At 41.9% G+C, this 24,267-nt stretch carries 25 protein-coding genes; 11 read left to right on the top strand and 14 right to left on the bottom strand.

Annotated features, from left to right (window positions below):
- Window positions 1-5: 5 nt before the first annotated feature.
- Window positions 6-1,388 carry a UDP-N-acetylmuramate:L-alanyl-gamma-D-glutamyl-meso-diaminopimelate ligase gene (gene mpl / locus M1F17_RS18850; protein ID WP_036958785.1) on the bottom strand — a complete coding sequence of 461 codons (1,383 nt, stop codon included), beginning with the start codon at window positions 1,386-1,388 and terminating at the stop codon, window positions 6-8.
- Window positions 1,389-1,551: 163 nt separating this feature from the next.
- Here mpl and fbp point away from each other — a divergent pair, with 163 nt between their 5' ends.
- Together fbp and ppa are read left to right on the top strand one after the other, a co-directional pair.
- Entirely contained in the window at window positions 1,552-2,559 is a 1,008-nt protein-coding gene (gene fbp / locus M1F17_RS18855; protein ID WP_004905947.1) for a class 1 fructose-bisphosphatase, read from the top strand.
- 205 nt (window positions 2,560-2,764) lie between these two features.
- Window positions 2,765-3,295 carry an inorganic diphosphatase gene (ppa, locus tag M1F17_RS18860; protein ID WP_004905951.1) on the top strand — a complete coding sequence of 177 codons (531 nt, stop codon included), beginning with the start codon at window positions 2,765-2,767 and terminating at the stop codon, window positions 3,293-3,295.
- Between the two features lie 144 nt (window positions 3,296-3,439).
- Here the strand turns inward: ppa and M1F17_RS18865 are convergent, their stop codons facing one another.
- The 3 genes from M1F17_RS18865 to tamA are packed head-to-tail and all read right to left on the bottom strand — an operon-like array spanning window position 3,440 to window position 9,306.
- On the bottom strand, window positions 3,440-3,787 hold the full coding sequence (locus M1F17_RS18865) for a gamma-glutamylcyclotransferase (RefSeq protein WP_004905952.1): 348 nt from the start codon (window positions 3,785-3,787) through the stop codon (window positions 3,440-3,442).
- Window positions 3,788-3,790: 3 nt separating this feature from the next.
- Window positions 3,791-7,567 carry an autotransporter assembly complex protein TamB gene (tamB, locus tag M1F17_RS18870; protein WP_094961659.1) on the bottom strand — a complete coding sequence of 1,259 codons (3,777 nt, stop codon included), beginning with the start codon at window positions 7,565-7,567 and terminating at the stop codon, window positions 3,791-3,793.
- Window positions 7,564-9,306, bottom strand: a complete 1,743-nt coding sequence (tamA, locus tag M1F17_RS18875; protein ID WP_094961660.1) for an autotransporter assembly complex protein TamA — start codon at window positions 9,304-9,306, stop codon at window positions 7,564-7,566. Before tamA ends, tamB begins: the two co-directional genes overlap by 4 nt.
- Window positions 9,307-9,439: 133 nt before the next feature.
- On the opposite strand from tamA, the gene msrA reads away from it, so the two are divergent.
- Window positions 9,440-10,081: a peptide-methionine (S)-S-oxide reductase MsrA gene (msrA, locus tag M1F17_RS18880; protein WP_110591051.1), complete on the top strand. Its 642-nt coding sequence runs from the start codon at window positions 9,440-9,442 to the stop codon at window positions 10,079-10,081.
- A gap of 253 nt (window positions 10,082-10,334) precedes the next feature.
- Complete coding sequence (locus tag M1F17_RS18885; protein ID WP_144139691.1) at window positions 10,335-11,702, top strand: hemolysin family protein; 1,368 nt, start codon at window positions 10,335-10,337, stop codon at window positions 11,700-11,702.
- 74 nt (window positions 11,703-11,776) lie between these two features.
- Here M1F17_RS18885 and M1F17_RS18890 read toward each other — a convergent pair whose 3' ends face one another.
- The gene (locus M1F17_RS18890) at window positions 11,777-11,983 is read right to left on the bottom strand and encodes a DUF1107 domain-containing protein (RefSeq protein ID WP_004905964.1); all 207 of its coding nucleotides are present in this window, start codon (window positions 11,981-11,983) and stop codon (window positions 11,777-11,779) included.
- A 290-nt stretch (window positions 11,984-12,273) separates the two neighbouring features.
- On the opposite strand from M1F17_RS18890, the gene M1F17_RS18895 reads away from it, so the two are divergent.
- The gene (locus M1F17_RS18895) at window positions 12,274-12,834 is read left to right on the top strand and encodes a YtfJ family protein (RefSeq protein WP_094961662.1); all 561 of its coding nucleotides are present in this window, start codon (window positions 12,274-12,276) and stop codon (window positions 12,832-12,834) included.
- A 194-nt stretch (window positions 12,835-13,028) separates the two neighbouring features.
- On the opposite strand, the gene qseC is transcribed toward M1F17_RS18895, so the two are convergent.
- Together qseC and qseB are read right to left on the bottom strand one after the other, a co-directional pair.
- On the bottom strand, window positions 13,029-14,390 hold the full coding sequence (gene qseC / locus M1F17_RS18900) for a quorum sensing histidine kinase QseC (protein WP_144139702.1): 1,362 nt from the start codon (window positions 14,388-14,390) through the stop codon (window positions 13,029-13,031).
- Entirely contained in the window at window positions 14,390-15,052 is a 663-nt protein-coding gene (qseB, locus tag M1F17_RS18905) for a quorum sensing response regulator transcription factor QseB (RefSeq protein WP_004905970.1), read from the bottom strand. Before qseB ends, qseC begins: the two co-directional genes overlap by 1 nt.
- Before the next feature lie 179 nt (window positions 15,053-15,231).
- Here qseB and M1F17_RS18910 point away from each other — a divergent pair, with 179 nt between their 5' ends.
- The 4 genes from M1F17_RS18910 (at window position 15,232) to mqo (ending at window position 18,546) form a co-directional block, all read left to right on the top strand.
- Window positions 15,232-15,636 (top strand): YgiW/YdeI family stress tolerance OB fold protein, encoded by a 405-nt coding sequence (locus M1F17_RS18910; protein ID WP_036958838.1) that lies wholly within the window; start codon window positions 15,232-15,234, stop codon window positions 15,634-15,636.
- Between the two features lie 114 nt (window positions 15,637-15,750).
- Window positions 15,751-16,341 carry a GDP-mannose pyrophosphatase NudK gene (gene nudK / locus M1F17_RS18915; protein ID WP_094961663.1) on the top strand — a complete coding sequence of 197 codons (591 nt, stop codon included), beginning with the start codon at window positions 15,751-15,753 and terminating at the stop codon, window positions 16,339-16,341.
- Between the two features lie 313 nt (window positions 16,342-16,654).
- Window positions 16,655-17,044 (top strand): cupin domain-containing protein, encoded by a 390-nt coding sequence (locus M1F17_RS18920; RefSeq protein ID WP_036958789.1) that lies wholly within the window; start codon window positions 16,655-16,657, stop codon window positions 17,042-17,044.
- A gap of 8 nt (window positions 17,045-17,052) precedes the next feature.
- The gene (gene mqo / locus M1F17_RS18925; protein ID WP_094961664.1) at window positions 17,053-18,546 is read left to right on the top strand and encodes a malate dehydrogenase (quinone); all 1,494 of its coding nucleotides are present in this window, start codon (window positions 17,053-17,055) and stop codon (window positions 18,544-18,546) included.
- A gap of 44 nt (window positions 18,547-18,590) precedes the next feature.
- Here mqo and cysQ read toward each other — a convergent pair whose 3' ends face one another.
- Together cysQ and M1F17_RS18935 are read right to left on the bottom strand one after the other, a co-directional pair.
- Window positions 18,591-19,331 (bottom strand): 3'(2'),5'-bisphosphate nucleotidase CysQ, encoded by a 741-nt coding sequence (gene cysQ, locus M1F17_RS18930; RefSeq protein ID WP_004905978.1) that lies wholly within the window; start codon window positions 19,329-19,331, stop codon window positions 18,591-18,593.
- 124 nt (window positions 19,332-19,455) lie between these two features.
- The gene (locus M1F17_RS18935; RefSeq protein ID WP_004907421.1) at window positions 19,456-20,076 is read right to left on the bottom strand and encodes a peptidylprolyl isomerase; all 621 of its coding nucleotides are present in this window, start codon (window positions 20,074-20,076) and stop codon (window positions 19,456-19,458) included.
- 218 nt (window positions 20,077-20,294) lie between these two features.
- Between M1F17_RS18935 and M1F17_RS18940 the strand changes: the two genes are divergently transcribed.
- A complete protein-coding gene (locus M1F17_RS18940; protein ID WP_094961665.1) occupies window positions 20,295-20,894 on the top strand; it encodes a LysM-like peptidoglycan-binding domain-containing protein in 600 nt (199 codons plus the stop codon).
- 150 nt (window positions 20,895-21,044) lie between these two features.
- A complete protein-coding gene (locus M1F17_RS18945) occupies window positions 21,045-21,794 on the top strand; it encodes a CDP-diacylglycerol diphosphatase (protein ID WP_112308113.1) in 750 nt (249 codons plus the stop codon).
- Between the two features lie 97 nt (window positions 21,795-21,891).
- On the opposite strand, the gene rplI is transcribed toward M1F17_RS18945, so the two are convergent.
- The 5 genes from rplI to rlmB form a co-directional block, all read right to left on the bottom strand.
- A complete protein-coding gene (gene rplI / locus M1F17_RS18950) occupies window positions 21,892-22,341 on the bottom strand; it encodes a 50S ribosomal protein L9 (RefSeq protein WP_004905983.1) in 450 nt (149 codons plus the stop codon).
- 38 nt (window positions 22,342-22,379) lie between these two features.
- Window positions 22,380-22,607 (bottom strand): 30S ribosomal protein S18, encoded by a 228-nt coding sequence (gene rpsR, locus M1F17_RS18955; RefSeq protein WP_000135199.1) that lies wholly within the window; start codon window positions 22,605-22,607, stop codon window positions 22,380-22,382.
- A 4-nt stretch (window positions 22,608-22,611) separates the two neighbouring features.
- Window positions 22,612-22,929 carry a primosomal replication protein N gene (gene priB, locus M1F17_RS18960; protein ID WP_094961667.1) on the bottom strand — a complete coding sequence of 106 codons (318 nt, stop codon included), beginning with the start codon at window positions 22,927-22,929 and terminating at the stop codon, window positions 22,612-22,614.
- Between the two features lie 8 nt (window positions 22,930-22,937).
- On the bottom strand, window positions 22,938-23,333 hold the full coding sequence (gene rpsF, locus M1F17_RS18965) for a 30S ribosomal protein S6 (RefSeq protein ID WP_004905988.1): 396 nt from the start codon (window positions 23,331-23,333) through the stop codon (window positions 22,938-22,940).
- Between the two features lie 155 nt (window positions 23,334-23,488).
- Entirely contained in the window at window positions 23,489-24,238 is a 750-nt protein-coding gene (gene rlmB / locus M1F17_RS18970) for a 23S rRNA (guanosine(2251)-2'-O)-methyltransferase RlmB (protein ID WP_144139693.1), read from the bottom strand.
- Window positions 24,239-24,267: the final 29 nt, after the last annotated feature.

Consider the following 24,267-nt stretch of genomic DNA (forward strand, 5'->3'; position numbering starts at 1 on the left):
AGAATTTAATCATCTCGCTCTGTTTCTGCTTTCGCTTTCAAACCTGCGAGCAATTTGCCATGAATGCCACTAAAGCCACCGTTGCTCATCACCAAAATATGATCGCCCGGTTGTGCGGTTTCAATAATCATATTGGTAAATGCCTCAATATCTGCACTCCAACGCGCGGGTTGGACGCATTTTTCAGCGATGTCTGTCACCATCCAAGGGATATTGGCGGGTTGGAAAAGAAACACTTCATCTGCACGGCCAAGCGCAGGCGCAATATCATTTTTATTGATACCCATTTTCATCGTATTCGAGCGAGGTTCGAGCACCGCAAGAATACGTGAAGTTCCCCCAACTTTGCTGCGAAGTGCTTCTAACGTCGCCAAAATAGCAGTTGGATGATGTGCGAAGTCATCGTAAACACTGACACCATTTTCAACGCCTCGTAGCTCAAGACGACGACGTGCATTGATAAAACTATCTAAGGCGAGACAAGCTTCTTTTACTGGAACGCCCACATGGTGAGCCGCTGCAATCGCCATCAATGCATTTTGGATATTGTGGTTACCCACTTGTGACCAAGTGACTTCTCCAACTTTTTCTTGTTGGTAATACACCGCAAAATGGCTGCCATCGTGGCTGAGCTTCTCAGCTTGCCATCCGCCATGCTCCCCGCCCACCAGCTCTTGTTCACTCCAGCAGCCCATTCCAATCACTTGTTTTAAATGATTGTCGTTGTCCGGTGTGAAAATTTTGCCACTGGCGGGCACAATACGTACAAGATGATGGAACTGTTTTTGAATCGCTTCGAGGTTTTCAAAGATATCCGCATGGTCGAATTCAAGGTTGTTCAATACCAAGGTTTTCGGGCTGTAATGAACAAATTTAGAACGTTTATCGAAGAATGCACAGTCATATTCATCAGCTTCGATGACAAAAAACGGGCTTTCACCAATCTTAGCGGAGACATCAAAGTTACCTGGGACACCGCCGATTAGAAAACCTGGCTTGTAACCGCAGTCTTCTAAGATCCACGCAAGCATCCCCGCGGTGGTCGTTTTTCCATGGGTCCCCGCCACAGCCAGTACCCAACGTTCCGGTAACACATAGTCATGGAGCCACTGTGGGCCAGAAGTATACGGCAAACCTCTTTCTAATACGGCTTCAACACAAGGGTTTCCACGCGTCATTGCATTACCAATCACCACCATATCCGGTATTGGGTCAAGCTGAGCCGGATCATACCCCTGAATAAGCTCAATCCCTTGATTTTCAAGCAATGTGCTCATCGGTGGATACACATTGGCATCCGAACCCGTCACTTTATGTCCTAAAGAACGAGCCAATATTGCTAAGCTTCCCATAAAGGTACCGCATATACCTAAAATATGTATGTGCATTCTTTTTCATCCAATTAGCATGAGGTTGGTCACTATTCTACCCATCAAAAACAGGTTTATAAATGCATTAACCTATTAATCTTTTTTTTATTTAGTTAAACTCTTCCCGCGCGAGGGTAAATGCCCCGCAAAACCTCTGTCAATTTTATTCAGGACCTTCGTCATGAAAACATTAGGCGAATTCATCGTCGAAAAGCAACAAGATTTTCCTCATGCAACAGGTGAGCTGACTTCTTTATTATCAGCTATCAAACTGGGCGCTAAAATTATCCATCGTGATATTAATAAAGCTGGACTTGTCGATATTCTTGGCACTAACGGTGTTTCGAATATTCAAGGTGAAGTTCAGATGAAGCTTGACCTGTATGCAAACGAAAAACTGAAAGCGGCTTTAAAAGCACGCGGAGAAGTCGCCGGTATCGCCTCTGAAGAAGAAGATGAAATTGTCATTTTCGAAGGAGACCGCGCAGAAAACGCAAAATATGTTGTTTTAATGGACCCACTTGATGGTTCTTCAAACATCGATGTAAACGTTTCCGTTGGAACAATTTTCTCAATCTACCATCGTATCACGCCAATTGGCCAACCGGTTACAGAAGCGGATTTCCTGCAACCTGGTAACCGCCAAGTGGCTGCGGGCTACGTGGTTTACGGTTCATCAACGATGTTGGTTTACACCACTGGTGTTGGTGTACATGCGTTTACTTACGACCCATCATTGGGCGTGTTCTGCTTGTCTCATGAAAAAGTGATGTTCCCATCAGAAGGAAAAATGTACTCCATCAATGAAGGTAACTATATTAAGTTCCCGATGGGTGTTAAAAAGTACATTAAATATTGCCAAGAAGAAGATAAAGCAACAAATCGTCCGTATACCACGCGTTATATCGGTTCTTTGGTTGCAGACTTCCATCGTAACTTGCTCAAAGGGGGAATTTATATTTACCCAAGTACGGCAAGCCATCCAAATGGGAAACTGCGCCTTCTGTACGAATGTAACCCAATTGCATTTTTAGCAGAACAAGCCGGTGGTAAAGCCAGTGACGGAGCAAACCGCATTTTAGATATCATACCTAGCGAATTACACCAACGTGCGCCGTTCTTTGTCGGAACTGAGTCGATGGTAGAAAAAGCAGAATCATTTATGCGTGAATTCCCTGACACGGAATAATCTAATTCATTAATTATAAGGCGGGGCTTCCCGCCTTTTTTGTCCCTTTTTTTCACCAACTAGTGAGTTTTGTCCCCTTTTACGGCTATAATGTCCCTCACGCTATCTACTCTATTATTTAATTTGCCTAAAGGCGGCAATAAATGCGATGCCAGCGACAAATTAAAATGAGTAAATTCATTATTCACACAAAGGATACATTTAAATGGGCCTGAACAATGTACCGGCAGGTAAAGATCTGCCAGAAGATATCTATGTTATCATCGAAATCCCTGCGAACGCAGATCCTATCAAATATGAAGTTGATAAAGAGTCTGGTGCGCTGTTTGTAGACCGTTTCATGTCAACAGCGATGTTCTATCCATGCAACTATGGTTACATCAACAACACCCTGTCTTTAGATGGTGACCCAGTTGATGTATTAGTTCCAACTCCATACCCATTGCAACCAGGCTCAGTCATCCGTTGCCGTCCTGTTGGCGTACTGAAAATGACTGACGAGTCTGGTGAAGATGCAAAATTAGTGGCTGTTCCGCACACTAAATTAAGCAAAGAATACGATCACATTAAAGATGTGAACGACCTGCCAGAATTACTGCGTGCTCAAATTACTCACTTCTTTGAACATTACAAAGATTTAGAAAAAGGTAAGTGGGTTAAAGTTGATGGTTGGGAAGACGCGGCATCTGCAAAAGCAGAGATCATCGAATCTTTCGAACGCGCTGCAAAAAAATAATCCCCCTATAGGGAGATTATGAAAGCTCTGGTTAATACCAGGGCTTTTTTTATGGGTTATAATCAGTTAATTAATCTATAAAAAACGCCAGCTATCATAGCTGGCGTCCTGTATAACTATAGCATTCAATATAATATTGGATAGCTACTTTTCTTCATCACGTTTCAACCAGTCGCCACTTTTTATTTGGCGTAGACCATCAACGGAATGTTTATATAGATAAATCCAAGCGTTACCATACGGCGTTGGGATGAGCTCCCTCACATAGTCTTGAGAATTTTTCTTTAGCTCATCTAACTCTGTCAAAATGGACGGGTTGATTCGATAAACTTCGCACTCTATCGCCCCATCCCCTTTGACAACCGCTGGATAATATCCAAGATCATACAGTTCATAGCCTTCTAGCTTATGCTCACCAAGTAGCTGAGCATAAGTCATCCAGTGATGATTTCCTTGCTTTTGTCTTAAGCTGCCATAAACAATTACACGCATAATCTAAAACTCAAATTGGTAAAGGAGATCCAATGCCTGATTAACACCAGACACAGCTTCTAAATACAGTTTTGGCATCAATCGATAACGTAAAGTTAACGTCGCCAATGAGTCAAAGATACCAACTCCATACTTCACTTGTAAATCATTAGTGATCTTACCACTTACAACGACTTGAGAACCATCCCCCACACCTTGGGTATCGACGGCTAAATCAGAGACCCCAAATGTCTCACCAATTTTGCCCACGAGTTGCCCACTTTGTGCTACACCTAAGCCTATTAACATAGATGTCATTTGTGAACCATTTGCGTCCCCACTGTCTAAGCCCTCTCCTCTTAATAAGTAAGACAGCGCTTCTTGTTGTGTTTTCGCCGGTTCAGAGAATATTTCTACTTTCGGTTTATCTGCAAGCCCAGTGACCTTCACCCCTGCAATCACGCCATCTGCCGTGTTGTCTGGGTTACGTATAGCTTCTAAGTTTAAGAATGGTTGGTCCGCAGGGCCTGAGAACTGAATTTGCCCCTTACGTACAATCAAATCTTGCCCATAAGCACGGAAACGACCAGCTGGAATATCCACCTGACCATTGATGTGCAAGCCATGGATATTTTGAACCACTTTCAATAAACCCGTCAGGCGCGCTTTTAAGCCAAACGCATCCAATCGAACATCGTTACCAATTTTAATATCCAAATTGGTCTGAATAGGAATGGATGGCGCTTTTTGTTCAATTGGCTGTAAGTTGCTATCTAACATCACCACATCTGAAGATGCGCTTACCGCCGACTCAGGGAGCTCTTGAACAGTAATTCGAGCCCATGGAATATTGACCGTACCATTTAACGTGAGTACCGAAGGTGATGCATCAAATACAATATCCGGTTGAACATCAATTTGGATCATCGGCGGTAAAGAAACACGGAGGTTATTACCTCGCGCCATGATTTTTGCACGCCATGCATCAATATTGCGCCAATCTGCGTCACCATCAATGTTCAGATAGCCCTCTGGCGTGTTTATCTGACCATTCATGACTGAGCTCGTGCCGTTGAAATTAACACCTAAATGACCACTTTTGATATCAAACGGGATCATTGCAGATCTCACTTCTAAACTCGAAAGCGCTAAATTACCATTTAATAACGGGTTATTCGCTGACCCGCCTAAGCGTAGATTTCCACTTAAACGGCCATTCGCCACTTCCTTCTGGCCCAGTAACGGCTTGATTAAATCTAATGTCACCGAATTAATTTCAACATTACCCGACAACAAGCGACGTTTCTCAATATCAGACACTTGGATGTTACCGCGCATCTGTCCGTTATTAGCCAACCCAAATAACCAACTAAGGTCAGCCTTACCATTTTTCAACCCAGCACTTAACGTTAAGGTATCAAAAGCAATAGGCAAACGGGTTCCATCCACGAACTGAACCGCTTTGACATCATTTCCTCGCAAGTCCAGCTTCACTTGTGGCATGCTGCCATCCGCTTTCCAAATGGCATTGGCTTTACCCGTAAATACGCCACTGACTCGAGTATCTTGTGGCATAAATGGTTTAAGCATTGCGAGATCAAAACGTTCTAGCACGATATCCGCGCTACCACTTTTACCCGCTTTAATCGGTTTTGGTACACACAAACGGGCATTCGGGTTAACCCAACAATGTCTGCCAATGGTCACTTCTTGTGTTTGGTTGGCATAATCGAGTGACATTGCTTGGTTTAAGCGCCATTCACCCACCACCGTATCAAATAAGGTATTGGTTAAATTCCCTTTCCACACTTCAGTCTGCCGGTCAAAACTCCCCGCTAATGCTAATTGCCCAGAAACCGGCTCACCCTTCATATTTAATTTTAAAGTGTGCTGTTTTTCACTGCCTTTCGCATCTAAAGTCAGGTTATTGACGACAAGATCGCCTTGTTTTAGCTGACGCAGAACAACGGATAAATCCCCTTTAATTTGTTCGCCTGTTGCCACATTTCCTTTGATAACAACATTTTCGATAGCAAGGTCATCCTGCCACTTCACACCGCGTGCCGTAAGGTCAACAAGGGCTTCTGGTGTTTGTAAATTACCACGTAATTTCACATCACCCGCAATCACACCACCTAAGCCCGGTAGCAAACCATTGAGTGCAGGGGCATTAATTTTGGCATCAAGATTCCATTTATCGGCAAGAGAACCTTTTACATCAACATTGTTTTTACCTAATGCCAAATTAAAGTTCGGAATATCCCATTGGCCTGCTGCGTTACCTTTGGCTTTACCCCGTGCTTTTAAAAGATTATTTTTAACATTACCGTCTAAAATAATTTCAGGAATATCCAACTGCCAGCTGCCACCGTATAAACTTCCGCGAGTGGCAATTTTGCCATCCACTTTAGCAGGCCATTCAGGGTACTGTTTTGCCGTATTAATACCCGAAAGAGTCAATACTGCATTCCAACTAATCGCCTTGCTCCAGTCCGCAACGCCAGTAATATCCGCATTACCTTGCAAAGCGGCTAAACGTAAGCGAGTTAAATTAATTTGCTCTTCATTACCTTTCGCATCTAATAACAAGGTAGAAGGAGGGAGATCCTGCCCAGTGATCGCTGAGCGTACAGACATATCATAAGCCGATGGCCGGCCATTTAGGCGCAGACGTGTCCCATCGAGTTGATATTGCGCATCCCCCACTAACGGCCACGTTAACTTATCACTTTCTAATGTAAGCAAAATAGGCAGGTCTGCTTGTGACAAATCCGTTTCTGCATCTAGTTTTGCATTAATTGGCCCATGTAAATTCAATGCCAATTTTAGCTCATCAATCAAACCGCCTTTTAAGGAGAGATCTACCTTTTGCCCATCTAAATCGTCTAAACGGCTTTCCCCCACGACTGACAATGAGACTGGCCATTTATCTTGCAAGGTCGCCGTGCCAGATAACGCAATATTCCCCTGCGGTGCATCGACTTTTAACTGTTTAACGAGAACTTGTTGCCCTTCATTTGAAAGACTCAGGTGCAATTGGTTAATTTTGAGATCAGTCGCACCCGTTAATTGAAAATTCGAAGCATTAATACCGTCGACATTCAAATCAACAGGTAAAATAACTTCGGGTAATTCAGCAAGTAACGGTTTAGAAAATAGCGCTTTTAATTCATCTGCTAATGATTTTTGTTCATTAATCGGCGTTGGCTCTGGCTGTTTTTCTTCAGCGACGACATCTGATTTGGTTTCAGGTAAATTAATCGCCAAATCAATGATATCAGTTGGAATAATAGTGATCGCTTTCCCTTCCCACGTGACCCCTGTGGTAAATTTAGCTAAATCAATATCCATACCATCCACATTGACGTGCGTTGAAACCAAAGCCAATTGATTCAAACGAATAGTCAAAGGCGCCTTGAGTTCAGTCAAAGGTTCAGATGGTGGCGTTTCTTCAGCAGGGGGAAATTGGGTGGTATCGACAGTAACAGTAACATTTTCCGTGCCTAAGTTGTCGACACATAGCTCACGGCTTGTTAAACAACCTAGACGTACCGCTAAATTTAATTTCCCCGCATTAACATCAACTCCCGGCATTTGATATTTAACGCCACTTAGCGTTAAGTTACTAATATCACCGTCAATTTTATCAATGGTTAATTCAGGAACAAAACGTGTCGCTGTATTTAATGCAAAGTGAAGACCTGATTGCGTTCCAATCACCCAACTGAGTGCGGCAACAACCAGAACGAGAATTAATAAAATGGAAAGACTGGTCCATTTTAGCCACTTCAACCACCTCATAACTCAGTCCCCAAGCCGATATAAAACTGTATTTTGTTGTTATCTGGATCACCGATAGGTTTTGCTAAGTCTAATTTTATTGGACCAACCGGTGAGACCCAGCGGATACCGACTCCCGCACCCGTTTTAAAATCATTATCTTTAAAGTTATCAACGGCTTCACCACTATCAATAAAGGTCGCTCCCCACCAATTTCCTGTAAAGTTATATTGGTATTCCACAGAGCCTACCGCCAATTTTGATGCCCCTGTCAGCTTACCTTTACTATCTTCTGGCGAGATCTTTTGATAACCATATCCACGCACGCTACCATCACCACCCGCAAAGAAACGCAAGTCCGGTGGAACTTTGTCGAAGTCATTGGTTTCAATCCAACCGATATTTCCACGAACGACAAAGCGATGCCCCTCCCATGGCGTTCTGATCCATACATTTTTGGCTTGTAGTACAGCGAAGTCGATATCTGAACCCCAAATTTTATTCGAATAATCAATAGAATAACGTTGGCTATCTCCCCATGTTGGCATCACACCGCCGCGTTGGCGAATGCGGCTTACATAGGCCCCGGGATACAGCAACATCGTCGTATTCGTCACGTTAGCTTGGGTAAAGTTACTCAGCATCCAACGCATGTTTACGCCATATTGCCAACCGGATGAATAATCCCAGTTACGAGACACATTCAAGGTTGTTGTATTCGCTTGTGTATCATTCAAATCTGTCCGTTTAAAGCCCCCTTGAACCGCATAATATTGCTCAAGCGGGTTCGCTTTTAATGGAATTTTATAACTCGCATCAATTAATTGTTCTGGTTGGGATAAACTAATATTTGACGTTAAACTCTGCCCACGAGAGTTAATCCAAGGCTTATTCCATGTGGCTTTAACGCGAGGGCCGACATCGGTGGCATAGCCTCCCCCAAGCTCAATAAAGTTTTTCGCTCTAGGGGTCATTACCGCTTCCATCGGTAACTCATAAGAATTTGCTTTGCGCGCACTCACAATACGCGGTGTCACAATTGCAGAAGAGAACCAACCTGTTTCAGCTAACCGACGGTTAAACTCAGCAAGTTGCTCTGATGTGTAGTATTCCCCTTTTTTAAAAGGGGCTAGGTTATTCAGGTAATCTTCTCGGATTTGCGAACCTGAATAAGAAATTGCACCAAACCGATAACGTTCACCACTGTTAAAATCAAAATCCCAATAAGCCGCATGGTGATCAAGAGAAATACCCAGTTGGCTTTTCTCCATCATCGCATCAAAATAACCTTTGCGAACAGCTAAACTACTAAAGCGCCCTTTAAATTCTTCGTATTCGCCATCATTTTGAACTGTATCAAGCTTTGGCGTATATTGTTTGAGCATCTTTTCATAGTCGGGATCCGTTTTTGCTCCACCTTGCAATTCAACAGTCACTCCCTTCAATAAAATAGGTTCTCCAGGAGTGACCTTGGCGGTTAAAACGGAACGAGCAGGCGGGGTTTTTTCTTCATAGCTAAATTCAACCGTGGGTTGGTAGTAACCTAAAGGCTTTAAACCTTCTTTAATTGCTTTCTCAACACGGGCTCGAAAACGACCATTTGGCACAACTTCATCTTGCGATATATTAGACAGTTGTACTCGAACGTTTTGATTAAGTTGTCCTTCAAGGCCTTCAATATTAAGACGAAGATTAGCTGCGTGTACCACTGGCACTGCCGCAGTTAGGCAGAGAAAACAAATTAGAGGGTATTTCGACACGCCTACTCCTAAGGTGATTGTTCGATTGACTAAATACTTCATATCAATTTATTTTGAGTAAAATTCGCCATATACACAAGTTTTTATCCCTATTTTTAGATTATTTGTGTGGTCAATACATATAGGAATCATTATGCCTTTTAATAAATTTCACTCTGCAAGTATTGCACAACCTCTGCCCGGCAGAGCAACTGCTATGACTTACTCACCATATCATGCGCTTAACCATCATTCGATTGAGATTATTCCTAAGAATATGGAAATTGCTTATTTTGCCATGGGTTGTTTTTGGGGAGTTGAACGATTATTTTGGCAGCAAGCTGGGGTTTATTCAACTTCTGCTGGGTATTGTGGTGGAGTGACCCCTAACCCGACCTACGAGGAAGTTTGCTCTGGGCGAACTGGCCACGCAGAAGCGGTTCGTGTCGTTTTTGATCCGCAAGTTATCAGTTACTCTCAACTATTGACATTATTTTGGGAAAACCATGACCCTGCACAAGGCATGCGCCAAGGAAATGACATGGGAAGCCAATATCGTTCCGCAATTTATACTGTGTCAGATGAGCAAGACCAGCAAGCGATGGAAACACTGCAAGCTTACCAAAATGCAATGATAGCGCAGCATGACTCTCGTGCAATCACGACCGAAATAGCGCCCTTAGACACTTTCTATTTTGCCGAAGATTACCACCAGCAGTACTTATACAAAAACCCGAATGGATATTGCGGATTAGGAGGGATTGGTATCTGTTTACCACCTTCGTTAAACAAATAAATCAATAACTTAATACAGTGAGTTCATCTTCCCAACCATTCAAGTTGCTTTTCAATATGACTTAAAGCAGCTTGAATGATGATGAATATCTAGGCAGATAAATCACCTCAGTGCTATACTAATGCAACATATCAACAATTTGCGCATATTGCGCAACATATATTTGCATACTCAATATATTTAAATACACGAGACTATGCCTTCAGAGATTTTTGAATTTTATGGATTCTTCCTTTGATTGGCTGGATAACTTATGCTCAACAGTTTATTAATTGTTCTATTATTATGTGCAATTAGCGCATTCTTTTCTTTGTCAGAAATTTCTCTGGCAGCTTCCCGCCGCATTAAACTTAAACTTATGGCCGACGAAGGCAACATTAATGCGGCTCGCGTGCTTAAATTACAAGAAATGCCGGGAATGTTTTTTACCGTCGTTCAAATTGGTTTAAATGCCGTTGCTATCCTTGCCGGTATTGTGGGGGAATCTGCTTTTTCTCCAGCTTTGTACGATATCTTTATTCAATTTTTATCCCCAAGCTGGGCTCAACAAGTTTCATCAATCCTGTCATTCACCATTGTGACAAGCTTGTTTATTTTAGTGGCTGATTTAACGCCTAAGCGCATTGGTATGGTAAAACCTGAAGCCATTGCAATTCGTATTGTGAATCCGATGCGCTTCTGTTTAGTGGTACTGAGCCCATTCGTCTGGTTTTTTAATGGCCTTGCGAACCTGTTTTTTAAATTATTCAAATTACCTACATCACGCAATGAAGATATCACTTCTGATGATATTTTTGCGGTCGTTGAAGCAGGTGCTGTAGCGGGTGTGTTACGTAAACAAGAACACGAATTAATTGAGAACGTGTTTGAGCTGGAATCACGTACTGTACCATCAGCGATGACTCCGCGTGAAAGTATCATTTATTTTGACAAAGACGAGTCAGAAGAAAGCATCAAACATAAAATTTCAACCCAGCCACATTCTAAGTTTCTAGTATGTGCAGGGGGTATTGACCATGTTATTGGTTATGTTGATTCGAAAGAATTACTTAACCGTGTACTCAATGGGCAGAGCTTAAGTTTAAAAGATGGTGTTCACATTAGAAATACGCTCATGATCCCTGACACCCTCTCATTATCAGATACCTTAGAAGCATTTAAAACAAACGCCGTCGATTTTGCTGTGATTCTCAACGAATATGCATTAGTCATGGGTATCATTACCATCAATGATGTAATGATCACTCTAATGGGGGACTTAATTGGTCCAGGGCAAGAAGAGCAAATCGTAGTACGTGATGAGAATTCTTGGTTAGTTGAAGGCGGAACGCCAATTGAAGATGTGATGCGCATTTTAGATATTGATGATTTCCCTGACTTTAGCAACTATGAAACCATCGCAGGGTTTATGATGTACCGGTTAAGAAGAATGCCGAAACGGACAGATTATGTGAAATATGCGGGCTATAAATTTGAAGTCGTCGATATTGATAATTACAAAATTGACCAATTACTCGTAACTCGCCTGACTACAGCGCCATCACCTGTCGTTGTACAACCCGGAAAAAATACTATTGAAACGGCTGGCGCAAGACAACAAACAAAAGATACAGGACATTAATGCTTGATAGCGAAGCCGTTTCTTTCAATGCGCCACCTATGTGGCGCGTTGTTAACCAAAAACTGCTGATTAACCTACCCCAGTTCTGCCTGCAATAATGAAACCTGTTTATTGACCTCACTCATCACATTGTAATGGCGCTTATCACTGATTTTAGGTGGTAGAATTTTCCCATAGTTAAACTCAAATGCCCCAAAATCCTTAATATAGAGCCTGCCACGGAATAGCGTTTTGACGTAAAGAGCAATCTTAGATGGGTTATAACGGTTAAAAATTTTCATTAGAACTTTGCCTCCCCTTTGTTCTTACGATATTCAATAACTCATACCGTACAATAATCATAGACCAGAAATTTTTATTTTGGTTCTAAAATTGCAGTTTTATTCAATTTACTGACATAACATGACACTGTAAATTAACTGTTAAAACCCCATAAACTTTGCTTTTATTCTAAATTTTAAAAAAATGTTAAATTACCTCTTGTAACTCATCCGATGAGCTATGCTATAAATAGTAGTCATCAGACAAACCACTAGGCTCACATGGCAAAATAATCAATCAAGGGGCTTTTATGATAAAAAATTATTTACTTTTAATATGCTTGCTTGGGGTATCTGCAGTAGCTTCTGCAGCAAATATTCAATTAAACCAATCTGTTCCTGCTGTTTCTGTCACTGACAAGGGTGAGCTTGTCATGAATAATGACGGGAAATTGGATTATCAACCGTGGAAAAGCCAACAGCTCGTTGGAAAGGTGCGTACTATCCAACACATTGCTGGCCGTTCTTCAGCAAAAGAACTCAATGCCCCCTTAGTTGAGGCTATCAAGCAAGCCAAGTTCCCTCATGATAGCTATCAAACAACAACAATCATTAATACCGATGATGCAATTTTCGGTACGGGTGTATTTGTGAAAAACAGCGTTGAAGATAGCAAAAAAGAGTTTCCATATTCACAATTTATTGTTGATAGCGAAGGTACGGTGAAGAACGCATGGGGCTTGAAACCAGAAAGTTCAGCAATTATCGTATTAGATAATCAAGGGAAAGTGTTGTTTTTCAAAGATGGTGAATTAAATACCCAAGAAATTCAAAAAGTCATTAGTTTGTTAGTCTCATCACTAAACCAATAACGTCTACCTTTTGCAGTTACTAAGTTAGTATGTAGTGTGCGCAATTCGCACACTACAATTTCTCACACGCGACAGGTAGTTAGCCCTATCTCACTTGAGTTAAAAATAGTGAGTTATGCTAAAATGCCCTTACATTAAATATGCATAATTATGATTATTATTTTAATAAACAATCATAATTAATGCGCTTATTATCACGTTTTAGTTTCATTCCAATACACTTTGGCACAAAAGCCCCCATTAACGCCATGAGTAAAAATAACTTGTAAATGATGCAATTGCGCAATCCGTTTAACAATAGAGAGCCCTAAGCCACTCCCAGTTTTTTCTTGTCCCGGCGGACGATAGAAGCGCTCACCTAACCGCCGTAAAACTTCAGGTGTCACGCCATTACCATCATCTTGAATTTCAAGGTGATCAGCATACAAAATAATCTCCACTCGCCCCTCTATTTTTCCATAACGGATTGCATTATTGAGCAAATTTCTCAGCAACGCATTGAGTAGTAATGGCTGACCTTGAAAATCAGGGGGGCTAGCAACTAAAGTATTTATTATCGTTGTTTGCTGCTCTTTAGCTTCCGGCTCTACATCTTTTATCGCCGCTTCAATTAACTCAGGCCAAGATACAACTGTAATATCATCAAGTTGCGTGGATGACTCTAACCGAGACAACATCAGTAGTTGGTCAACAAGCCTTGTCGCCCTATCAATACCTTCCGATAAATTAGCCACTGCATGGTTACGGATATCTGCATCATTCCCTGCAATTTGCACCACTTCTGCCTGCACCCTTAATGCTGCAAGTGGGCTACGTAGTTCATGAGCCGCATCCGAGGTAAATTGTCGTTCACGAGCAAACATTTCATTAATACGGCCAAACAGTACATTCATAGAGTCAATAATAGGTCTTACTTCACTGGGAATTCGCGTCACTTGTACTGGGGTTAGTTCATCAGGTTTTCGGTGATATAACTGGTTTGCTACGTCCTTCAATGGGCGTAAAGCTCGTGTCAACAGCCATAAAAATAGTAATAACATGATTGGCAAAGCAATCAACCAAGGCATAAATTGTGCAACCATAATATCGGTTGCCATTTCTTGTCGGTATTCCCACTCTTGCCCTACTGCAATGATATATCGACCATCTTGAGATTTTAGCCACACAAAACGCCAAGGGTCGTCACTTCCTTGGATCATCCCATCGCTAAACCCTTCTCGCTTAAATTGATAGACGATGTCTCTACCGTTATCACCGTCGTTTAATACCATTTCGCCGCCTGGTGTAAAAATAGCAAATGCCAGTGCATCGTCATCTTGATGGCCACGGTTCTTTCGCAATAGTTTTTTGGTTTTAGTCAGTGAAGGCTGGCTCAATTCAAAGCCTGATGGTAAAACAGATAACCGTTTAGCAAACGCCATTTGCTGGGTATCAAACAGCTCATTAATCGTTTTATAGCTTTGGTACCACGCTAACGAACTGGCGATCCCCCATGTCAGTAAAGCTAACAAGAGCAGCATTAAAGTGAGTTTCAGCCTAAGACTAAATGTCTTCATCATTTATCATCACCTAATCGATAACCAACACCATGAATGGTTCGAATAAACTTATTGCCTAATTTACGCCTTAAATGATGGATATGTACCTCAACCGAGTTACTAGAGACCTCTTCATCCCAGTTATATAATTTTTCTTCAATTAAAGGGCGAGAAAAAACTTTATTTGGGTTATGCATAAATAAAGAAAGTAAAGCAAACTCTTTCCCTTTTAGTTGTACAGGTTCACCTTGCTGTGTCACCGTCATTGCAACTGGATCCATTTCGACATCACCATGCGTAAGTTTAGAAGATAATTGCCCACTTCGGCGGCGGATCAACGCTTGCAAACGCGCCATGACTTCCATTAAAGCGAATGGTTTACAAAGATAATCATCAGCCCCTTGTTGAAGTCCTTGAACACGCTGATCCAAAGCATCCCGTGCCGTCAAAATCAAGACTGGCTCATCACGCCCCTCCTTACGCCAATGCTTCAAAATATCCATTCCATCAATATTTGGTAACGAAAGATCGAGTACAACAGCGTCATAAGGTGCATCAAATAAAGCGAGTTGCCCCTGTTTACCATCCATAAACCAATCAATGGTAAATCCTAATTGGGTTAAGCCCACTTTTAAGCCATCACCAATTAACCGGTCATCTTCAATTAGTAGAATTCGCATAATCTACCCCCATATTAGAATATTATTATATTTATCCTATCAGCTATAATATGACTAGCTATTATTGGCAAAATTAAAAATATAATTCGTTAGTTAAGTTTCTTAAGATCCTGTTAAGATTTACTTGGTTTAATACCCTCCATACAAACAAGTTTACATCCAATTTGGAGATACCGATGATGAAAAAATTACCTGTAATTGCTTTAGTTGCTGCACTCGCGAGTGCACCTGTTTTCGCTGCAAATGGCGGGTTTGACGGCCCTGGCGCTGCCACAAATACAACAGCCCAAACCTCTCCAACCGGTGGTTTCATCGGCCCAAATAGTGGGGAAATGACTGTCGCAAAAGCACTTGATATGTCAGATGACAGCTGGGTTATTTTACGTGGGAATATCGTCAAACAACTTGACCATAAACATTATGAATTCACCGATGGTACTGGCACTATTAATTTAGAAATCAGCGAAAAGCGTTGGAATGGCATAAATGTAACGCCAAAAGATAAAGTTGAAATTCGCGGTAAAATTGATAAAGACTGGAATTCAAGAGAAGTCGAAGTTAAACAAATCCAAATAATTAAATAACCCGCAAGTTTACAATGGGATCTGCTCTAAAGCAGGTCCCATCTAAATCCTATTTCATACAGAAATTAACAGTGCTAAATTAACAAAATTATTTTTGCTTACTAAGGCTGCTTAATGACTGTAAAACTCCCTAACATACGGAATATTCGTGAGAAACTGCTTTCAGATAATTGGTATATTTTAAAAAAATATACTTATGAGTTACAACGTCGAGATGGTAGTTGGCAACAACAAGAGCGCGAAGTCTATGATAGAGGCAATGGTGCCGTTATTTTGTTATATAACAAAATAAAAAATAGCATTATTTTAATTCGTCAATTTCGTATGCCTGTTTATGTTAATGGCTATTCTGATTTTCTGATCGAAGCCGCCGCTGGTTTACTAGAAAATGTCTCACCAGAAGCTCGTATTATTGCTGAAGCAGAAGAAGAAACGGGTTTTAAAGTCGATAAAATTCAAAAAGTTTTTGAAGCCTTTATGAGCCCTGGTTCAGTCACCGAAAAACTCCACTTTTACATTGCTGAATATAGCGATAATAATCGTCGTAACGCAGGTGGTGGGCTTGAAGAAGAAGGGGAAGATATTGAAGTTTTAGAGTGGCCCTTCCCTAAAGCCGTTGATGCGATAAGAACGGGAGAAATAGTTGATGGTAAAACCATTATGCTAATCCAATATCTCGCCCTAAACTCTATTCTAAAAAGCTGATCCTATACTTATAGCTCATAATGATAAAATAAGTCATCGTGAGCTCTCCTATTTTTTATCAGTCATTAAACGAACGATAAAAATAAAACAAATCATAAAAAGACAATCAACTTTTATTATTTTGTTGTTTAATTAAAAAATAAAATCATAAAGCCAAGATAAAACATATTTAGCTTTGACCTACTCGCTAAAAAACTTTAAATTCAAATAATATTAATTTTATATATCATCATTTTAAGAGTCTTATTTTTGCATCTAATGAATATCAAATAATTGTTATACATTACAGTCGGTGATTAAGGAGCTAAATAAAATGATACGCTGCGTTCGTATGTGGACAGGAGAAGATGGAAATTCTCTATTTGAAGAGGGCACTCTTGAGCTCAATAATATAGCAGGAGGCGATAACCAAACCCCTACCATTGCAGTCAACGAGCTTACCTTTCGTGAAACAGTTTCTGGCGGCTCTTTTGATTGGCATCAAGACCCAGTTCCTCGCTATGTCATTACACTTTCAGGCACTTTAGAATTCGAAACCAAAGATGGTTCTAAATTTATCATCAACCCAGGTGATATTTTACTTGCGCAAGATAATACAGGAACAGGCCATAAATGGCGGCTTATTGGTGATGAGCCTTGGCGTCGTGCTTATGTTGTCTATCAAGAAGGCACCGATCTTTGCTTCACTCCAACAAAAAAATAGGGGGCATCATGAGCAAACCCATTGCTGAGAATGTCGATATTGCTCTCATAGGTGCAGGGATCATGAGTGCAACGCTTGGTACATTTCTCAAAGAACTTGAACCTTCACTGACGATCGCCGTTTTTGAAAGGCTAAACGACTGTGCCCAAGAAAGTTCCCACCCGTGGAACAATGCGGGAACAGGGCATGCCGCTAACTGTGAGATGAACTATACACCACCAAATCCAGATGGTACGGTGGACATCAGTAAAGCCCTTGAAGTCAATACTGAATTCGATCTCTCTCGTCAGCTTTGGTCTTATCTGGTCACCAAAGGCAAAATTAAAGACCCACGTGACTTTATTCACCCATGCCCACACATGAGCTTTGTTTGGGGTGAAGACAATGTAAAATTCTTGAAACAACGCTACCAACAGATGTCTGCTCACCACTGTTACCACAACATGGAATACAGTGATGATCCAAAGCAGATCAACGAGTGGGCACCTCTGATCATGGAAGGCCGAGACCCTAAAGAAGCGATTGCGGTTACCCGTGTTAATACCGGTGCTGATGTCGATTACGGTGCGCTAACGCATTTATTAATCGCACAATTAAGCGAACAGCCCGGTTTTTCAATTCACTATAAACATGAAGTCATCGATGTTAAAAAAACCGCCGATGGCAGATGGAATATTGAAGTTAAAAACCTACTCACGCACGAGAAAACAATGACTTCCGCGAAGTTTGTGTTTGTTGGTGCAGGCGGTAGAGCAATCGAATTACTACAGAAATCAGGGATCCCTGAAGGAAAAGGGTATGGTGGATTCCCCGTCAGTGGTATCTGGCTGCGTTGTGATAACGAAGAAATTGCCTCTCGCCACCATGCAAAAGTCTATGGTAAAGCAGACAAAGGCTCACCACCAATGTCTGTTCCACACTTGGACACTCGTATTATTGGTGGTAAACGTTCTCTATTATTCGGGCCTTATGCCGGTTTTTCGAGTAAATTCCTTAAGCACGGCTCTTATTTAGACCTGTTTGAATCGGTTAAATTGAATAACATTGAACCAATGCTTGCGGTTGCGAAAGATAACTGGTCACTCGCAGAATACTTAGTGGGCCAAGTCCTGCAAACTTCTGCTCACCAATTTGCTATGCTGCAACAATTCTACCCAGAAGCACAGCATGAGGATTGGAAAGAGGTGGTTGCAGGGCAACGAGTACAAATTATTAAACCTGACCATGATAAAAAAGGGGTTTTAGAGTTTGGTACAGAACTGATTACTAGTGCGGATAAATCATTTACTGTATTGATGGGAGCATCTCCGGGGGCCTCCACAGCGGCATTTATTGCGCTAAACGTATTAAAAACGTGTTTTGATGAGCAACTCAAAGGCGATGGATGGGAAACACGTTTAAAAGACATCATTCCAACCTATGGGATTGACTTAAAAACGGATGCAAAAGCCTGTTTAGATATTCGTACAGCCACTGCCAAAGTGCTGCAACTAGATAATTAGTTATTAATTAGGTTGGGAAATCACTTCCCAACCTTTATTGATGTTTAGAATAAAATCACCCGAAAACCTGGATTTAAGAAAGACTCTCGAGGTGTATAATCGAGCGTTTTTCCATGCCAATCAACGACTTTTGCCCCTGCACCAATGGCAACCGCATGTCCAGCTGCAGTGTCCCAAATATTTGTAGGCCCAAAACGTGGGTAAAGCTGTGCTTTTCCTTCCGCAACCAAACAAAATTTGAGTGAAGAACCAATTTCTACTGTCGTGTGTTCACCCATTTGTTTTAAATAATCCATTAATTCATTGTCTTGATGGGAACGGCTGATAACAATGACTGGTGGCTTGGCATCATTCACATGAATAAGTTGCTTATGGCCACCCTCCTCCTTCCATGCCTGATTACCTTCAGCGTAGTACAGCAGCCCTTTCGCTGGGGCATATACTACCCCCATCGTTGGTACACCGTTCTCGATAAGGGCAATGTTAACCGTAAAATCCCCATTACGATTAATAAATTCTTTCGTTCCATCCAATGGGTCAATCAACCAATAGCGTTGCCAATTCTGCCTGACTGGCCATTCAGGAGGATCTTCTTCAGACAGTTGGGGGATATCAGGAGCAATACGAGCAAGGCCCGCGGTAATCACATTGTGGGCGGCAATATCAGCCTCTGTAACAGGCGAATTATCACTTTTGTGTTCAACCTGTAAAGGTTCTTGCGCATTATAAGTTTCCATAATCGCATAACCCGCTTCTTGAGCTAATTCGCAAATTTGCTGTAGCATATTATTCACCTCTCTGATGACCCTTTACTGCAAGAGTAGCAATTGTGTGAAATTAACGCCATAAAAAAAGCCCCAAAGTCCAAAGACAATGAAGCTTTTTAACTGTGAACTGAACTAACAGAAATTATAAAATTTCAAGTAATTCAACTTCAAATACTAATGTACTGAATGGCGGGATTGATGCACCTGCACCACGCTCACCATAAGCTAATTGGTGAGGGATATATAATTCCCATTTAGAGCCGACTGGCATCAAGGTCAATGCTTCAATCCAACCTGGAATAACGCCGCTTACAGGAAACTCTGCTGGCTGCCCACGCTGTACTGAGCTATCAAACACAGAGCCATCAATTAAACGCCCTGTATAGTGAACACGTACGCGGTCTGAGCGAGATGGGATAGCACCATCACCTTGGTTAATCACTGAAAATTGTAAGCCAGACTCAGTCGTTGAAACACCATCACGTTTTTGGTTTTCATCTAGGAATTTTTGGCCTTCTTCCGCTAATGCTGCCTGGCGGGATACACGAACAGCGTCGGCACGCTCATGCACTTCACGCAATGCTTTGTGCAGAGTTTCAACAGGTACCGATGGCATATTGCCTTCTAAAGCGTCAACGAGGCCTGCTAAAATTGCATTTGGCACTAAACCTTCTAGCCCTGACTCTAATAATTGCTGCCCAACTTGTAGACCTATGCCATAACTCGCTTGAGCTTCTACCGAATCGAAATTTTGGTTTGCCATGAAAATACCCATATGATTTTGAGAAAATCCAAGAATAGCAGCCCCATCCTTATGGGTAAACCCAAACAATGAATCTAAAGAATAAAACTGATTGATTCCCGACAAATTTATTCAGTGTTCTCTGAAAAATTCAGCCCAACGCTAAAAAAGCCTAAAAAGGGTGCTAGTATGCGTATTAATACGGTCTAATTTACTCATTGCCTCATCAAGGAGGAGTGATGTTTAAACTTTCAAAATTTCATCGCTATGGTATTGCACTGCTTGCCTTAATTGTCGTGGTCGCTTTTTTTTGGCCTGCAAGCGAAAAATCCCCCAGCGATATTGTTCAAAACCAGCCTATTGTTATCCCACCACCTACTACCCCTGAGGTTGTGCCTGAACCGACTATTACACCGCCGATACCAGAGCCCGTGCCGGCACCTGAAGATAATTCACCTCTTTTACCTACTGAGCCCGAAATTATCCCAGAACCTAATGAGCCTGAACCTAATGAGCCTACGACGGTAACATCACCAGAAAAAACGCCTGAGCCCAAAACAACTCGCCCTTCTGCTAATGAATGGCAAAACTACCGAGTACAAAAAGGGAAGACGCTCGCACAACTCTTTCGCGATAATAACTTACAAGCCAATGACGCTTTTATTATGGCACGCGTTGAAGGGGCGGAGAAACCACTGAGTAATTTACGCCAAGGGCAAAAAATTCGTCTGAAAGCGAATACAAAAGGTGAAGTTCAATTATTAGAAACTACCGGCTCTGATGGGAAAACTTATAGTTTCGCGCGGTTAAGTGACGGAAGCTATTACCGTACACCTTAGTTTAAACACCGACTTTAGGGTAGCATCCCGCTACCCTAATACTTAGTCTGAATTTGCACTATTTACCCCACCTTGGCTTAACAATATATAAATTTAGCGATATATAATAAATAGTCTCTCTCACTAACATGTTAAGCAATAAAAACTATCATGCTAAAGCGCAAATGGATTAACATATTTTTAGGTGTGGCTCTTTTATTACTTATCGTGATTGTTAGCTCTATTTCATGGTTCAAGATCAATTCAAATGCGCTGTGGAACATCGTTAATACTCAATGTATTCCATTACTTCCAACAACGCTGCCCTGCTTGAAAGTGGAACAGGAAAAATACTATGTATTATTCAAAGATAAAAAAGGGCCTTTACACAACTTAATTATCCCGACTGAAAAGATCACAGGGATAGAATCTAGCCAATTATTGGAACAAAACTCACCCGACTATTTTGCTATCGCTTGGCAAGAAAGGGGCAGTTTGTCACAACAAACAACCCACCCAATTCCTGAACATTTATTGGCCATTGCGGTAAACTCCCAATATGGCCGCTCCCAAGACCAACTCCATATTCATATTGCCTGCTTAAAACCTGAGATAAATAAAACGCTTAATCAACTTTCATCAACAATAACAACACATTGGGCTTCTTTATCTTCTGAACTAGCGAGTCATCATTACTTAGCCAAAAAATTTCCGGAAGGCTCACCCCATGTAGAAAATTCGTTTCATCAACTAAACGAATATGTCATCAAGCATCACGATAAAATGGGTAATTTTGGCCTAGCAATGGTACAGCTTAAAGATGGTTCTAAGGTATTACTTGCCAACCGATTGAATTTTTGGGATTTGAACTTAGGTTCTGCGGGTGAATTACTCGACTACCAATGCTTAGCTAATCAATAAATACAAAAATATTGTCTAGAAAATAAAAAACACCGGACTTAGCCGGTGTTTTTATTCGCATCATGGATAACCCAGTGATGCATATCATCATTATTGATTACTCAGCAACGATGATAACGTTCAGCTCTGCGAAAACATCGCTGTGTAACTGGAAGTGAACTTCGTGGTCACCAGTAGTACGCAGAACGCCGTTTGGCAGGCGAACTTCGCTTTTCGCGATTTGAACGCCAGCCGCAGTAATTGCGTCAGCGATATCACGAGTACCGATTGAACCGAACAGTTTACCTTCGTCACCAGCTTTAGAAGCTAAAGTTACAGAACCCAGAGCAGTAACAGCTGCTGCACGAGCCTGTGCTGCTGCCAGAACGTCAGCTAATTTAGCTTCCAGTTCAGCGCGGCGAGCTTCGAAGAATTCGATGTTTTTCTTAGTCGCAGGAACAGCTTTGCCCTGTGGAACTAAGAAGTTACGAGCATAGCCCGATTTAACGTTAACCTGATCACCCAGGCTACCTAGGTTAGCTACTTTATCAAGCAGAATAACTTGCATTACCTTATCCTCTATTAGTCGTTAATGGACTGTACCAATTACTGATGACGATCAGTGTATGGTAACAGAGACAGGTAGCGAGCGCGCTTGATAGCACGAGCGAGCTGGCGTTGATATTTTGCACGAGTACCGGTGATACGGCTTGGTACAATTTTACCACTTTCAGTGATATAGTTTTTCAGCGTTGCGATATCTTTATAGTCGATCTCTTGAACGCCTTCCGCTGTGAAACGGCAGAACTTGCGACGACGGAAATAACGTGCCATATGGCTAGTCTCCAGAATCTATCAAATCAATCTGCTCGGCATGGAGGACAATCTTGCTGATCCCATTGCGCCCTTGATGGGTACTAATGAAACCGCTTACTGTAATCCAACTGCCGACCGTTATACTGTGAGTATGGGCTTGTAAGGTTTGTCCGCTGGCGATAATGGGCATTCTGCACCATGCTTGCCTTAACAGTCCTGCTTCCAGCTGCTGTGAACGATGTTCTAAAACAAACTGGCAGTGAGGAATGCCTGACGGACTCACTTTTCGAATCAATGCTTTACAGACTATGCCTGTTAACACCAAACGATTAGTGGTCACCTGCGCAATTACTCTTCAGAATCCCCAGTTTCTTCTACTTCTTCATCCTGATATTCATCAGACATGTCACGGCCACGACGTTCGTCTTTAGCTTTGACCATTGGAGAAGCTTCTGTTACTGCGTGTTTTAAGCGCATAACCATGCTGCGGATAACGGCATCGTTGAAGCGGAAGTTAGTTTCCAGCTCATCAATCGCTTCCTGCGGCGCTTCTACGTTCAGAAGAACATAGTGTGCTTTGTGCAGTTTATTGATTGGGTAAGCCAGTTGACGGCGGCCCCAGTCTTCCAGACGGTGAATCTGACCTTGTGCGTTAGTGATAACAGCACTGTAACGCTCGATCATGCCCGGAACCTGTTCGCTTTGGTCAGGATGGACCATAAAAACGATTTCGTAATGACGCATTAGTAGTTGCTCCTTACGGATTATTAGCCTCCTGTCTGGGTTAACCGCGGCCCGCGGAGGCAAGGAACTTATTGAGTGCGGCTAAAAAATTGACGCGTAACTATACCCATCCCTGAGATAAAACTCAAGAGATGGATACCGTTTTACATTAAATATTATTTTTCTACAGAAACAGGTAAGCGCTGACGCACCGCTTCAAATAAACAAACCCCTGTCGCCACTGACACATTTAATGATGACACAGAGCCCGCCATTGGAATACTAATTAACTCATCACAGTGCTCACGAGTTAAACGGCGCATGCCTTCGCCTTCAGCTCCCATAACTAAGGCTATCGAGCCAGTTAATTTGCTTTGGTATAAATTATGGTCAGCTTCACCCGCCGTTCCCACAATCCATACATTGTATTCTTGTAGCAAACGCAATGTCCTTGCCAGATTCGTCACACGAATAAGTGGAACATTTTCTGCCGCGCCACAGGCCACTTTTTTCGCGGTTGCATTAAGCTGAGCAGATTTATCTTTAGGAACAATCACAGCATGAACGCCAGCGGCATCAGCGCTACGTAAACACGCGCCTAAGTTATGAGGGTCTGTCACGCCATCCAATACCAATAAAAATGGCGATGGTGTGCTCTCCAATAAATCAGGCAGGTCACCTTCTTGATACTGTTTACCCGGTAATACTTTCGCAATGATACCTTGGTGAACGGCGCCTTCGGTTTGGCTATCCATCCATTGACGGTTCGCTACTTGAACAACAACACCTAATGCTTCGATTTCATGCACCAGCGGCATTAATCGGCGGTCTTCACGACCTTTCAAAATATAGACTTCTTTAATGCGTTGCGGTGAACGCTCAAGTAAGGCTTTCACTGCGTGAATGCCATAAATCATTTCGCTCATAAATTTCTTATTTATATTAATAAATAGTA

The sequence above is a fragment of the Providencia sp. PROV073 genome (genome assembly GCF_033688125.1).
GTDB classification, from domain to species: Bacteria; Pseudomonadota; Gammaproteobacteria; order Enterobacterales; family Enterobacteriaceae; genus Providencia; species Providencia hangzhouensis.